At 62.6% G+C, this 13,107-nt stretch carries 11 protein-coding genes and 1 pseudogene; 2 read left to right on the forward strand and 10 right to left on the reverse strand.

Annotated features, from left to right (window positions below; translation table 11 throughout):
• Positions 1-43: 43 nt before the first annotated feature.
• From ABJ196_RS09760 to ABJ196_RS09770, 3 genes are read right to left on the reverse strand one after another with little or no spacing between them, the layout of a single operon-like run.
• Positions 44-2,146: a [protein-PII] uridylyltransferase gene (locus ABJ196_RS09760; protein ID WP_347306638.1), complete on the reverse strand. Its 2,103-nt coding sequence runs from the start codon at positions 2,144-2,146 to the stop codon at positions 44-46.
• A 4-nt stretch (positions 2,147-2,150) separates the two neighbouring features.
• Complete coding sequence (locus ABJ196_RS09765) at positions 2,151-2,489, reverse strand: P-II family nitrogen regulator (RefSeq protein WP_347306640.1); 339 nt, start codon at positions 2,487-2,489, stop codon at positions 2,151-2,153.
• A 3-nt stretch (positions 2,490-2,492) separates the two neighbouring features.
• Entirely contained in the window at positions 2,493-3,899 is a 1,407-nt protein-coding gene (locus tag ABJ196_RS09770; RefSeq protein ID WP_347306642.1) for an ammonium transporter, read from the reverse strand.
• Positions 3,900-4,444: 545 nt separating this feature from the next.
• On the opposite strand from ABJ196_RS09770, the gene ABJ196_RS09775 reads away from it, so the two are divergent.
• Positions 4,445-4,609, forward strand: coding sequence for a hypothetical protein (locus ABJ196_RS09775; protein WP_347306644.1), 165 nt, complete (start codon positions 4,445-4,447; stop codon positions 4,607-4,609).
• A gap of 165 nt (positions 4,610-4,774) precedes the next feature.
• On the opposite strand, the pseudogene ABJ196_RS09780 reads toward ABJ196_RS09775, so the two are convergent.
• From ABJ196_RS09780 to ABJ196_RS09805, 6 genes and pseudogenes are all read right to left on the reverse strand, one after another.
• A pseudogene (locus ABJ196_RS09780) lies at positions 4,775-5,092 on the reverse strand (Na+/H+ antiporter subunit G); the annotation flags it as partial.
• Positions 5,093-5,097: 5 nt separating this feature from the next.
• Positions 5,098-5,388: a cation:proton antiporter gene (locus tag ABJ196_RS09785; RefSeq protein WP_347306646.1), complete on the reverse strand. Its 291-nt coding sequence runs from the start codon at positions 5,386-5,388 to the stop codon at positions 5,098-5,100.
• Positions 5,388-5,930, reverse strand: a complete 543-nt coding sequence (locus ABJ196_RS09790; RefSeq protein ID WP_347306648.1) for a monovalent cation/H+ antiporter subunit E — start codon at positions 5,928-5,930, stop codon at positions 5,388-5,390. The genes ABJ196_RS09785 and ABJ196_RS09790 overlap by 1 nt, the downstream gene beginning before the upstream one ends.
• A complete protein-coding gene (locus ABJ196_RS09795; protein WP_347306650.1) occupies positions 5,931-7,469 on the reverse strand; it encodes a monovalent cation/H+ antiporter subunit D family protein in 1,539 nt (512 codons plus the stop codon).
• Positions 7,469-7,939, reverse strand: coding sequence for a cation:proton antiporter subunit C (locus ABJ196_RS09800; RefSeq protein WP_347306652.1), 471 nt, complete (start codon positions 7,937-7,939; stop codon positions 7,469-7,471). Before ABJ196_RS09800 ends, ABJ196_RS09795 begins: the two co-directional genes overlap by 1 nt.
• Positions 7,940-10,915 (reverse strand): DUF4040 family protein, encoded by a 2,976-nt coding sequence (locus tag ABJ196_RS09805; RefSeq protein WP_347306654.1) that lies wholly within the window; start codon positions 10,913-10,915, stop codon positions 7,940-7,942. It lies immediately after the preceding gene.
• 224 nt (positions 10,916-11,139) lie between these two features.
• Between ABJ196_RS09805 and ABJ196_RS09810 the strand changes: the two genes are divergently transcribed.
• Positions 11,140-11,268 (forward strand): hypothetical protein, encoded by a 129-nt coding sequence (locus tag ABJ196_RS09810; RefSeq protein ID WP_347306656.1) that lies wholly within the window; start codon positions 11,140-11,142, stop codon positions 11,266-11,268.
• Between the two features lie 53 nt (positions 11,269-11,321).
• Here the strand turns inward: ABJ196_RS09810 and ftsY are convergent, their stop codons facing one another.
• Positions 11,322-13,076 (reverse strand): signal recognition particle-docking protein FtsY, encoded by a 1,755-nt coding sequence (ftsY, locus tag ABJ196_RS09815; protein ID WP_347306658.1) that lies wholly within the window; start codon positions 13,074-13,076, stop codon positions 11,322-11,324.
• Positions 13,077-13,107: the final 31 nt, after the last annotated feature.

Below are 13,107 nucleotides of genomic sequence, written 5' to 3' on the forward strand. Positions count from 1 at the left end.
GCTCCCTTAAATAAATTTTGACGGATTTTCGCTTTTAACTACTCTAGTCGCTTGCCAAGGCCCGGGTCACATTCGCTACCACGGCAGAGCGGCTTACCTCGCCGCGCAGACGCGCATGGACGATCATTGTGGCGCCGAGAACCTCGTGGCGCAGCCACTCCACCTCCGGCAGCGCGCCCAGCAGATGGCCCAACGCGGCCACCCGCTCCGCAGTGCGCACAGTAAGCACCGCGCCGAGTTCAAAGACAGCGGTGGTCGGGGCGGGCTTAATCTCGGGAAGAACCGAGTATGTGCCCGACGCATAGGATTGGAGGAAACGCTGTTCATTGGCGGCATCGGCAAGCTGCTGCTGGACGGTGCGGATATCGAACTCCGCGGCGTAGCTGCCGTCCCGCTCGCGGATAATCCGCGAGCCGATGACGGTCCAGCCCAGCGCCGCGATGAGTGCGAGCGGGCGCACCATCTCGCGCTGGTACTCGCCGCACCAGTACACGGTAAGCCGCTCCTCCTCCCAGTCGACGCGCAGGCCGATATCGCGCGGGGCATCGACGATGGGCCGGGTAAGCGCCCAAGGCTCGAGCGCCTCCAGCGCGCGGGTCGTCATCACGTGGACAGCAGAGGCCAGCCGCGAGGTCCACACGCCGGGACCCGTCGAGCGGGCGTCGGCCTCCGCAAGCACGGCGAGCAGGGAAACGGTGAGCTGGTCGTAACGGGCGGCATCGAGAAGCGCGTCGCGCGCCTCATCCGACCAAGGGTCCATGCGCGCGGCGAGCTTGGCCAACGTCGTGTGCTCAGCGACGATGGTCTGCACGCGCGACATATCCGCGAGGTTGAGCCGCATGCGCTGGGCTTGGCGGACGACAATTTCCGCGCCGACCTGCTCGTGCGGGCGGTCGTAGCCTTTACCCATGTCATGAAAAAGCGCAGTCAAAAGCAGAAGGTCCGGCCGCGCGACGGTCGTGCGGGCCTCCGCGCAGCGCGCCACCGTGTTGATGGAATGCGCGTCGACGGAATGCGTGTGCGACCGCTCCCGCGGCAGAAGGCCACGGATATGCGCCCAGTCAGGCACGAGCCGCTCCCACAGGCCATGCGCGTCGAGGTCTCCGATGACCCGCGGGGTATGGCGCGGCGAGGACAGGATGGAGTAAAAGTCATCCACCGCGGCGTGTGGCCACCGGTCCGTGACCGTGGGTAGCCCTTGGAGCTGCGCCCACGTCGCCTCGGACACGGGAATGCCCGTGCGTGCCGACGCCGCCGCAACGCGCGTGAGCAGCCACGGATCCTCTAGGTTGGGGTTGCGCGAGAGCGTAATGGTGCCCCCGGCGTCGATGACGTCGATGTCGAGCGGCCGCCGGGTCCCTTTCCGCTCCGTTTTTCCTACGAGCCCGCGGGCGGTGGCCAGGCCTCTTTCTAGGGCGTGGTCGACCGCGCTGGCGGCCTCGACGAGCGCGGCGGAGAGCTCATAGCGGTCCTTAAAACCCAGGTCTTCCGCGATATCTGCGGCGAATTCGGGGTCGAGCGCGTCGCGATGGCGGCGCGCGTGGACGTGGAGCAGGGTGCGCACGTCGAGCAAAAGCTCTTTTTGCGTATCGAGCCGCGGACTATCGCAGAGGTTACCCAGCGCGAGTGCGCGCAGGAGCTGAATATCGCGCAGCCCTCCCCTGCCGTTCTTAAGCTCCGGGTTCGTCATCGCGGCGACGGCCCCGGACCGGTGCCAGCGCGCGATGGCGGTATCAATGAACGCATCGAACCCACGCTGGAGCTGGCGCCGCCAGACGGCGAGCAGCTTCGCACGGGCTTCATCGACGAGCAGCTTATTGCCCGCGACGTAGGCAAGATCCAGCTGCGCAAAGCCTGCCGATGCGTCTTCTGCCGCAATGTCCGCACACTCGTCCGGCGTTCGCACCGAGTAGTCGAGGTGGTACTTCGCGCCCCACACGGGGTACCACATCTGCGCGACCTTTTCCTCGTCCGGTTCCTTGTCAGCGGGATGGAGGAGAATGAGGTCGATATCCGAGTGCGGGGTCATCTCCTGGCGGGCGAACGACCCTGTCGCGGCGAGCGCGGTGCCTTCGGGTAGATCGAGGGAGCGGACAACGGCAAGCGCCGAGGCATAAGCCTCGGCGCGAATGTCGGATGGTGTCACGGGACTAAATGGCGGCTTCGCCGCGCTCGCCGGTGCGGACGCGGATGAGGTCCTCGACCGTGGTGACCCAGACCTTGCCGTCACCAATCTTGCCGGTGTACGCGGACTCGACGATGGCGTTGAGTACCTCGTCCACCTGCTCATCGGCGAGGACGATCTCCAGTTTGACCTTCGGCACGAAGTCCGTGGCGTACTCGGCGCCGCGGTAGACCTCGCTGTGGCCGCGCTGCTGGCCGAAGCCCTGGGTTTCCGTCACGGTCAGGCCGTGGACATCGAGCTGCTCCAGCGCTGCACGCACGTCCGGAAGGGTAAAGGGCTTGACTACTGCGGTAATGAGCTTCATGGTTTACTCCTTGACGTCGGTGCGCGGCGGGATGGTAGGCGCCGTGGAATTATTCGTACTGCCAATCATAGTAGCGTGTGCTCGCATGCCCGATTGTGCGGCCAGATCGTAACCCGACTCACGGTGCTCGGAAACATCGACACCGGTCTCCTCTTCTTCGGCCTCAATCCGCCAGCCGAGGGTGTACTTGAGTGCCAGCGCAATGACCAGCGTGACGATTCCAGCGAAGACCATAGCGACCACCGCGATGACGGTCTGAATGATAAGGAGCTTGACGCCATAGCCTGCATCGTCCGTAAGCAGGCCGCCCTCGCTGGCGAAGAGTGCCAAGCCGATGGTGCCCCACAGACCAGCGACGAGGTGCACACCGACCGCGTCGAGCGAGTCATCGAAGCCGAACGTGTACTTCAGCCCCACGCCCAGGCACGCCACCGCGCCGCCGATGCCGCCCAGAATCAACGAGGTCGCTGGAGTCAGCGCGCCAGCGGCGGGAGTAATGGCGACCAGTCCAGCAACAACGCCGGAGGCCGCGCCGAGAGACGTGGCCGCCTTATCGCGAATGGCTTCCACGGCCATCCAGCCGAGCATGGCCGCCGCGGTCGCCGCCGCCGTGTTGAGCCACGCCAGGCCCGCCAGACCGTCCGCGGCGAAGGCGGAGCCGCCGTTGAAGCCGAACCAGCCGAAGAAGAGCAGCGCCGCGCCCGTCATGACCATGGGAAGGTTATGCGGACGAGAGACCTTGGTGGGCCAGCCGGCACGCTTGCCCACGACGATGGCGAGAACGAGTGCCGCGGTACCAGCAGAGATATGCACAACGGTGCCGCCTGCGAAGTCCACCGGCGCGACTGCCGCGGTGGTCTCACCAGCCTCAGTGACGGTGCCGAAGATCCAGGAGGAAAGGGAACGCTCCGCGTGGGAGAGCAATCCCCCGCCCCAGACCATGTGTGCCAGCGGGAAGTAAACGAAAGTCGCCCACAGACCGCTAAAAGCCAGCCACGAACTGAACTTCACGCGACCCAGCAGCGCACCGGAAATAATTGCGGTAGAGATCACCGCAAAGGTGAGCTGGAATCCGATATCGATGACGTTTGCATACCCGGACGCCCCCTCAACGTAGTTGCCATCCGCGTCTGTAATAGAGTCACGCAGTCCGAAGAACTCGAACGGGTTCGCGACCACGCCGCCCCACGACTGCGTGCCGTAAGACATCGACCAGCCCCACAGGACGTAGACGACGCAGACCACGCCGAGCGCGCCGAAGGACATCATCATCATGTTGAGGACACTTCGCTTATCCGAGAGTCCGCCATAAAACAACGCCAGGGCCGGCGTCATGAGAAGCACTAATGCAGCAGAAATCAGCATCCATGCGGAGTTGCCGGAAGCCGCGGCCAGTTGATCGGGAGTCATCCGTCTCGCCCCTTTTCTATAGATTGATAGGTACACGTAGGACATTACCTATCAGGCCATAGAAAAGCAGCTCGGGTTCACCTTTCGGATGCCGTCCTTACTTCGGTAGGCACTATCACCTGCACTGTTACCCCCAATCACCCGAACGCCCGGCCTGAATGTAAAGACCTGCCCCCAAACACACCTCGCCCGCCCATACAGCTTCCCACCCTAAGCATTCGACAGCGTTGACGAGAACCAACGGGGATGGATATGCCGGGTTGGGTTAGCTCCCGAACACATAATCCAACGCCTTGAATGGAGGTAGCCTCTCATGGCCACCGTTCCGCCATTCAACCCGAACCACCCACCCGATCGTCATCCGCAACCTCGAACCCGGCCGCACCGACGCCTACGTCCCCACAGATGCCATCCGCGCGTTTATCTAAGCTCGCGACAGCACCTGACGCCGCGCCGACTGCACCGTGGACGCCAAGCACGCACAGCGTGACCACCGCGTCGTATACGGCGAAGGCAGAGACACCTGCACCGACAACCTCATCGCCGTGTGCCAACACCACCACAACGGGAAGACAGACCGGCGGTGGGACTACATCCTCGACCCCGCAACCGGAACCGTCTACTGGCTCGTTGAAGACGGCACCTGGGAATCCACCGAACGCAACCTCGTCCCCCACCCCGAACCCGAGGAGATCAGCTTCGACGACTAGAAAACACACAAAGACGCCAGCGAGCAGAAGCTCACCGGCGCCTCGTTCCTACTGTGCTGCAGCATCCCCCGGGGACTGCGGGTCGTCAGAATCCGGCACAATGCCGGCCGGCAGTGGATTGTCTGCCGCCACCTTGTGATCCTTAGACTCACGCGCGGCCTTGCGGCGTGCAAACTTCACGTCGGTGACCGTCACACCGTAGATGGAACGGCCCATGTAGAACGAGCCCACTGACCCGATAATCCACACGCCAAACAGCGTGAGCAGCACCTTGACTAGGTTCCAGAAGTCAAAACCAGTCATCGACCAATCGATGATGAGCTTGGCGAAAAGGAGCAAGGGCACGGCCACACCGACGGTGGGACCGAGCAGGTTGACACGCGTGAGGGCATCGGGAGCGCGCCATAGCGCCACGGCCGTTGCAACGACCATGACGGTGGCAGCGATGACGAGCACCGCCGCGATGATTTCTGCGATCGTCATGGGGTTTACCTCCTGCCCTTCGAAATAATGCGGGACATCGACAGGGTGGGCAGCACGCCGGCGACGATGGCGCCCAGCAACACGATGTCGTACGCAATGGACATGTCGTTGAGCAGCGTCCACGAAATAAACATGGCGATCATGCCGTAGAACACGAGGTCCGAAATCACCGTGCGGGTGAGCTCATCACGCGAGCGCAAGGCAAGCAGGAGGCCCGCGCACACGGCACCTCCCATGATGAAGATGCAGATTGCAACGATCCACCCGAAGAGGGAAAGATTCGCGAAGTCAATCATTACTTCTGCTCCTTTCGGTTGGCGCGGAGGAGATCAGCCGGTGTCGTCTTCGGCGTGTCCTCTGCCGCCAGCGGTGTGTCATCCGCCTGAGCCATATCCGGCGCGCGCATGTGTCGGCCAACGGTCTCCAAAGGATATTCGTAGAACGCTGGGTCGAGCTCTGTCGCGTCTCCTTGTCCGGGCACGCCGTAGTCGATGCCCTTAACGTGGGGCGCCAGGCGCTCTTCCATGTCTGCGAGGCTCGCCATCAGGTCAGCAGGATCGTCACCCTGTACTGCTTGCACGAGGACGATGCGCGGCAAGCCTTCACGCGGAGGTTCGCGCAAACCCAGCGACAGCGTTCCCGGAGTCGCCGTAATCGACGACGTAAACCAGAAGATATCCCAGGCATCGGTCACGCGCAGCGGGTAACGCAACACGACCGGATGATAGCCATTGTTCGGCTTCAAAGAATCGAGTGCGAGCGAGAAACCTGCGACAAAGATTTCCTTAACGAGCCACGGTGTATAGACGCAGCCATGCAGAATCCGCTTAATATCCATTTATCGGCCCTCCTGAATTCCATCGAGCTGCGGAATACCTACCGGGTCATCGCCCAAAATAGCGGCGGAGTAGGCATCCACATTGAGGAGATCGCCCGACGCCGTGAGCGTCACGTCGACAATGAAACCGGCGAAGATGAACATGCACAGCGAGCCCAGGATGAGCGCCAAGGACGGCGCCATGAGGTACTTGCGAATGACGAGTTCATCAGGCACCTTCTCCACCGGCAGCGGCTTGCCCCAGAAGACCTCACGCCACACGCGCAGCATGGACAAGAAGGCCGCGAAGGACGCGATGACGATAGCGGCGATGACGACCCAGGCCCACGCGGTACCGGTGCGCGCCACCTCGAAGACGATCATGACCTTGCCCCACATACCGGAGAAAGGCGGGAAGCCCACGATAGAGAAGGCACCGGCTGCGAAGATCCACGCGATGAGCGGGTCGCGGCGGGCCAAGCCAGACAGCTTGGACAAGGTTCCGGTGCCATACGTTTCCTCGATGGCGCCGGAGGCCAGGATGAGCGAACCCACCGTAATCATGTGGTGAATCGTGTAGAGAATGCCGGCAGCCAGCGCGCGCTGCGGGTCCTCGCTCGTAAAGGCGAGCATGACCAAGATGAACGGCATGCCATTGAGCATCTGATAACCCAGCACGCGGCGGATGGAGTTTTCCGCCAAGCCGCCAAAGGCGCCAATCGCCATGGAGATGATCATGATGACGATGATGAGCACGTTCCACCGCGCGTCCATGTCGAAGAGCACGACCCACAGGCGGAAGAGCATATAGACGGCGACCTTGGTGTGGAGTGAGGAGAACAGGCCCATGACCGCTGCCGAGGTGCCCGGGTAGGTACGCGGCAGCCAGGACTGCACGGGGAAGACACCCGCCTTCGCTGCGATGGCGATGACGATGAGTCCGGCCGCGACGGTGACCTGGCCGTTGCCAGCGGCAGCGCCTTTGAGCGCCGCGAGGTTGACCGCTCCAGCGACCGAGTAAATGTAGCCTACGCCCACCATGAGCAGCGTCGACGCAAAGAGGTTGACGAGGACGAAGGCGCGGCCTGCCGCGAGACGCGACCACGTACCGGACATGGTGATAAGGCCGTAGGACGGCAGCAGCATGACCTCGATGAACACGAAGAAGTTAAAGAGATCCGCGGTGATGAGCGCGCCGTTGACGCCGGTGATGAGGATGAGCGTCAACGCGGGATAGTAGCGGGACTTGGTCTCGCCGCCCACGATGGCGAACCAGTTTGCGCCGAACGAGACGATCATCGTCGTGATAATGAGCAAGGCTGAGAAAGAGTCGGCCGCAAAGGCGATACCGGCATTGCCCACGTACAGACCCACGGTATGCGCGACGACGCCGTTCTGCGACGTAAACGCCAGCAGTCCAAGGCCGGCGAAGATGCCGATACCCGGGATGATGAGCATGATGGCGTCACGCACGCGGCGCCATGGCGCCAGTAGAGCCAGCGCAGCAGAAACGAGCGGGACCGCGGGGAACAGCGGGAGGAGCTGACTTGCAAGTTGCATTACTTCTCGCCTCCTTCAACATCCGCGGCGTTGGGAGAAACCGCGCCCTCATCCTGGTTCTTAATGCGTTGCACCGCATTAGCGGAGCGCTCCAGAATGTCGCGGTTCTTTGCGTCGCGACCCAAGGTGCTAAACGCGTGGTCGACGGTGTTGTCATCCACAGGCTCGACGACATCCGTGTCGTCGTTGGCGCCCATAGCCGCCATGGTAAGCAGAATCGTCGTTGTCGCCATGGAGATGACAACCGCCGTAAGCACGAAAGCCTGCGGCAGCGGGTCTGCCATCTCGGCGGCATCGACGCGAGACGGGAAGGATTCGCCGCGGTAGGAGTAGACGCCCGTGGCCAGCAACGTAAGGTTCGCAGCGTGACTAAAGGCCATCATGCCCAACACAATGTGGACAAGGCCACGCTGTTGGATGAGATAGACCGCAGCGGCCATCAAAATACCGATGGTAAGTGCGAGATACATTTACTTCTCCCCCTTCTTCCGTGCTGCGCGAACAGACGGCTTTTTGGTGCGGGCCTCGCGTTCATTGAGCAAGGCCAACGGGTCGCTCGAGGGGTTGATCGGGGCCGGGTACGGATCGTCCGCGTTATCCATAGTGATGCGCGGCGTCGTGGGAAGCGAGGAGTCGTCCCCGTGGACCCACGGCAGGTAGTCACGCTCTGTACCGGGGCGCAAATAACCGCCCAGGGCGTTGATGGCCATGGTGAGCATGCCCAACACCGCAAGGTAAATACCCAAGTCGAAGATCATGGACGTTGTCCAGTGTTCGCCAAAGGCCTCGGCGTGAATAGCAGCAAGGAAGCCGCCGTTGCCCCAGCCGTGGTGGAAGTAGCCCACAAAACCGGCGGACAGCGCGACAAGGATGCCGATACCGGTGAGGTGGATAGGCGTCATGCGGCCGAAGACGATCTCATCCGAGCCACGGGACATGTACGCCAAGCCGATGGCGGCACCCATGATGAGCGCGGCCGGGAAGCCTCCGCCCGAGGCCTGGTGTCCGCGGTAGAAGACGATGAGCGACAAGATGGCCAGCAGCGGCGCCACCAGAATGAGCGCCTTGCGCAGCGGCACGGAATTGAGCTGCGACTGGCCAAAGGGCGCCGGGCGCGTACCCGAGGTAAACGGGAAGCGCGGCAGCGTCGAGGTAATCGCCGCAATGACGACGGCGGCCATACCCAGCACGGACAGCTCACCCAAGGTATCAAGTCCACGGAACTCGACGATGATGGTCGCCACAACATTGTCGCCGCCAGTAATTCCGGGGGCCTCGTTGAGGTACCACTCCGCGAGGCTCGAGCGCTCACGGCGACCCATGAGAGCCCACACGCCGAGGAAGGCGGCGATACCCGCAAGGATGGCGATGACAATCGAGCCTGTGCGACGCGAGGTGTTCTGCACGGTGTGGAAACGCTCCGGCAGGTAACGCAGGACCATCATCATGACGATGACGGACAACGCCTCAACGAGGAATTGCGTAAGCGCCACGTCCGGCGCGCCCATGATGAGCATCTGCAGCGTCACGCCCGCACCAGCGATACCAATCATGACAGCACCGGTGAGTCGGTTGTGCGTGCGCACCAGGCCAATCATGGACAACGCCACGATGAGCAGCGGGATGATATCCCACGGGTTGTCCAAGCCAGGAACGCGCGGTGCCAACGCGACGCCGTCAACGCCCTCACCAATGAGAGCGGCACCTGCAAGGACGATAATGAGCAGCACGATTGGCAGCATGAGCCGCGAGGGATTATGCGTATCAGACATGCGGCCGAGCTGGCGGCCAATCCACGTCGCGCCCTTCTGCATGGAGTGTAGGAGCTCGTTGCCGCTGCGCGGCAGGAACGGGCGGGACTCGAACGCGGCCCAGAAGCGCGTGCGGAACACAACGCCCACAACACCCAGCACGAGCACCGTCACCGAAATGAGAAGCGGGATGGTAAGACCATGCCACAGTGCCAAGTGGGTGTGGGACTCTAAGCCGACCGCATCCACGACGGCATCAACAGGCTTGTCCGCACGCCCCATGATGAACACGAGCGGGAAGGACATGAATCCGGGCAACGCGGCCGGGAGCCACAGGCGCACCGGAGCCTCGTGGACGCCACTGACATCACGCGGGCCGTCGAAGAAGGCGCCGAAGACGATCTTCGCGGAATACGTAAAGGTAAAGAACGCGCCGATGCCCGCGGCAAGCAATAGGATCACCTGGCCGGCTGATCCAATCGGGGCATCCTCAAACGCGGTGAGCATGCCTTCCTTGGACACGAAGCCCAGCAGCGGCGGGACCGCCGCCATGGAGGCTGCGCCGATGACCACGGAACCAAAGGTCCACGGCATCTTGTTCCACAGCACACCCAAGCGACGAATGTCGCGGGAGCCCGTCTCGTGGTCGATGACGCCGATGAGCATGAACAGCGAAGACTTGAACAGCGCGTGCGCCGCTGTGTGCACGATGGCGGCCGCAATGGCGAAGGGGGTGCCGACGCCGATGGTCGCCACAATCCAGCCCAGGTGCGAGACGGTCGAGTATGCCGTGAGCTTCTTCAGATCGGTCTTTTGCACCGCGAAGACGGCGGACATGATCGCCGTGCCCATGCCCACCACGATGAGTAGCCAGTTCCATACGGCCACGTCGTGGAAGATGGTGGAGAAGCGCACCAGCAGGTAGATGCCCGCTTTGACGACGGCCGCGGCGTGCAGGAAGGCCGAGACCGGCGTCGCCGCTGCCATGGCTTCTGGGAGCCAGAAGTGGAATGGGAACTGCGCGGACTTCGTAAACGCGGAAATCGCCACGAGCACCGCGACGCCCGCGGTCAGACCCGGGCGCTGCGCCCACACGTCGGAGGCCAGAATGAGCTCAATGTGCGTCGTCCCTGCCGCCGTCGCCGCAATCGCCAGCGCGGTGAGCAAAGTAAGTCCACCAATGAAGGTGAGGATCAACGTGCGCTGGGAGCCTGCCTCGCCGCCGGAGCCGGAACGCGCGATGAGCATGAACGACGCCAGGGAGACAAGCTCCCACGCGACGAAGAGCAACACCACGTCATTAGCTAACACCAGCAGGAGGATGGACAGCATGAACGCCGTCATCAGGACGTAGAAACTGGTATTTCCCTGTCTCTTTGGCAAATACGCCGCCGAGTAGGTAAAAACCACAGCGCCGATGATGAGAGCAAGCAAGGCAAAGAAAGCACTCAGCGCGTCCGCGCGCAGGGACACGCTCACGTCCGTGCCCGGTTCCACGAAATCGCGAACCCAGGTATACGTGACGGTGAGAGGCGTGCCGTCCAGCACGTCCCCCAGACGAGAGATGATGAGTCCCGCGGCCACAACAAAAAGGACCGCAAGCGGATAGCCCGCCTGCCGGTCCATGAGCTTGACGAGCCCGGGTGCAAAGATCAATGCCAAGGCTGCGAGGAGGACAACAAAGCTAAGAGTCACGAAAGAACTCGCCTCACAAACATTGGTTGAAATAGGACAGATGCGCATTAAATACAGCGTTTTCAACCCTACCATCGGGCCTCGTCCCAGGTCACATTACCTTTCGTTCGTTCGATGAGGCACAGAGCTTTCCGATGCCCCCTTACCACGTCCGCATATGTGATGCGGGAAACAAGATGGTTAGGTACGGTGAAATAAAGTCACTATCTCCTAAGGACACCGCTATGCACCCTCGCTTTCTCGCACTCCCCACCTGGACGTTCAGCGTCGACATGCGCGACGGCGACTTCATCATCGACGCGGACGGCGCCGAGGATCCGGATTTCGTCGCAACGAAGACCGCCGGCGATTAAGCAGACAAAAAAGGAGCCCCGCAATGAACTGCGGAGCTTAGCACTTGTGCGATTTACTTCTTGTCGCCAAGCAGGGCGTCAACGAAGCCCTCAATCTCGAACGGCGCGAGGTCATCGGCGCCCTCGCCCAGGCCCACGAGCTTGACCGGCACGCCGAGCTCCTCCTGAACCTGGAAGACGATGCCGCCCTTAGCGGTGCCATCGAGCTTCGTGAGCACGACGCCCGTGATATCCACGATCTCGCGGAACACACGCGCCTGTACGAGGCCGTTCTGGCCCACGGTCGAGTCAATGACCATGAGGACCTCGTCGACCTCCGCCTTCTTCTGGACCACGCGCTTGACCTTGCCCAGCTGATCCATCAAGTCAGTCGACGTGTGCAGACGGCCGGCCGTGTCAATGAGTACCACGTCGACGCCCTGCTCCACGCCCTTCGCGACGGCATCGAATGCGACGGATGCAGGATCCGCGCCTTCCTTGCCGCGCACGGTATCGGCGCCGACGCGGCGACCCCAGGTCTCGAGCTGGTCAGCAGCCGCGGCACGGAACGTATCCGCCGCACCGAGCAGGACGCGGTGGCCCATGGCGACGAGCACGCGGGCGAGCTTGCCCGTGGTCGTCGTCTTGCCGGTGCCGTTGACGCCCACAACCATGATGACCGCCGGCTTGCCTTCGTTCGGCATGGCTTTGATGGAGCGGTCCATCTCGGGGTGGCCGACCTCGATGAGCGACTCGCGGAGCATCTCACGGGCCTCCGCCTCGGAGTTCACGCCGCGCTCGGCGATCTTCTCGCGCAGAGACTCGGTGACCTTCATCGTGGCCTTAGTACCTAGGTCCGCCATGATGAGGGTATCTTCGATTTCCTCCCACGCGTCATCGTCGAGGTCGCCCGCAGACAGGATGCCCATGAGGCCCTGTCCGATGGCATTCTGCGAACGCGACAGGCGTCCACGCAGCTTGCCCAGACGGCCAGCCGCCGGCGCAATGTCCTCCATCGGCTGTTCCGGCGTCTCCACCAGTTCGGTGTCCGCGGACGCGGTCTCGGACGTCGGCTCCTCCGGAACCTCGGTGACCTCGCGGGCTTCAGCTGCCGATGCCGTCTGTGCCTCGGCCGCTGCCGCAGCCTCCTGGGTGCGCTCGCGATCCGCGTCGTCTTCGATGTCGCCGACCGCATCCGCGGTGTCGGCGTCATCCGTATCCTCAGCAACCTCGTCAAAGACCGGCGAGTCTTCCGTCGCGGATTCTTCCTCGACCTCGTCGCGCGTGGTCTCCGCCGCGGCATCCGCCTTGGCAGCGGCTTCTTCGGCCTCCACGTTCTCGGCCGCCGCCGCACTAACAGCTGCTGCTGCAGCAGGCTTCTCCGGTTCCGGTTCCTGAACCGGGGCGGTCGGCTCGGACTTCACCGGCTCTGGCTTAGTTTCCTCGACGACCTTTGAGTCTTGGACCGGCGCAGCGGGATCCGACTTCACGGGCTCTGGCTTCTTAGGCTCAGTCTTCGGGGTCTCGCCGCGCAACTGCTCGTTGGCCATCGCCGTTGCGTTCGGCTCAGCCGAACCCGGCTGTGTGCTCGGGTTCGACGGCGGAGTCACCGGTTCCTTCGCCGGGCCCGCCTGTGTGAAGTTAAAGCCGCCCTGGGCCTGGTAGTTGCCGGACTTCTGCTCCTGCGTGAGCTGCTTTTCCTCGATCTCAGCCGGTTTTTCGAAAGAGACCTTCTTCGCTTCGCCGCGCTTCTTGCCTCCAATAATCACTCCAAGAATGATGAGAAGCAGGACAACAACGACGATAACGACGATAAGAGTTGTGTTCATGCTCTCTATAGTGCCAAAGACGCGCGAGTCG

The organism is Corynebacterium sp. SA-MJD20WY100, assembly GCF_039822565.1.
Classification (GTDB): domain Bacteria; phylum Actinomycetota; class Actinomycetes; order Mycobacteriales; family Mycobacteriaceae; genus Corynebacterium; species Corynebacterium phoceense_A.

Bases quoted from the DNA above. Each gene is read 5' to 3' on its own strand.
- ABJ196_RS09765 (WP_347306640.1), bottom strand. From the start codon at position 2,489: ATGAAGCTCATTACCGCAGTAGTCAAGCCCTTTACCCTTCCGGACGTG.
- ABJ196_RS09770 (WP_347306642.1), bottom strand. From the start codon at position 3,899: ATGACTCCCGATCAACTGGCCGCGGCTTCCGGCAACTCCGCATGGATG.
- ABJ196_RS09785 (WP_347306646.1), bottom strand. From the start codon at position 5,388: ATGATTGACTTCGCGAATCTTTCCCTCTTCGGGTGGATCGTTGCAATC.
- ABJ196_RS09790 (WP_347306648.1), bottom strand. From the start codon at position 5,930: ATGGATATTAAGCGGATTCTGCATGGCTGCGTCTATACACCGTGGCTC.
- ABJ196_RS09795 (WP_347306650.1), bottom strand. From the start codon at position 7,469: ATGCAACTTGCAAGTCAGCTCCTCCCGCTGTTCCCCGCGGTCCCGCTC.
- ABJ196_RS09800 (WP_347306652.1), bottom strand. From the start codon at position 7,939: ATGTATCTCGCACTTACCATCGGTATTTTGATGGCCGCTGCGGTCTAT.
- ABJ196_RS09810 (WP_347306656.1), top strand. From the start codon at position 11,140: ATGCACCCTCGCTTTCTCGCACTCCCCACCTGGACGTTCAGCGTCGAC.
- ftsY (WP_347306658.1), bottom strand. From the start codon at position 13,076: ATGAACACAACTCTTATCGTCGTTATCGTCGTTGTTGTCCTGCTTCTC.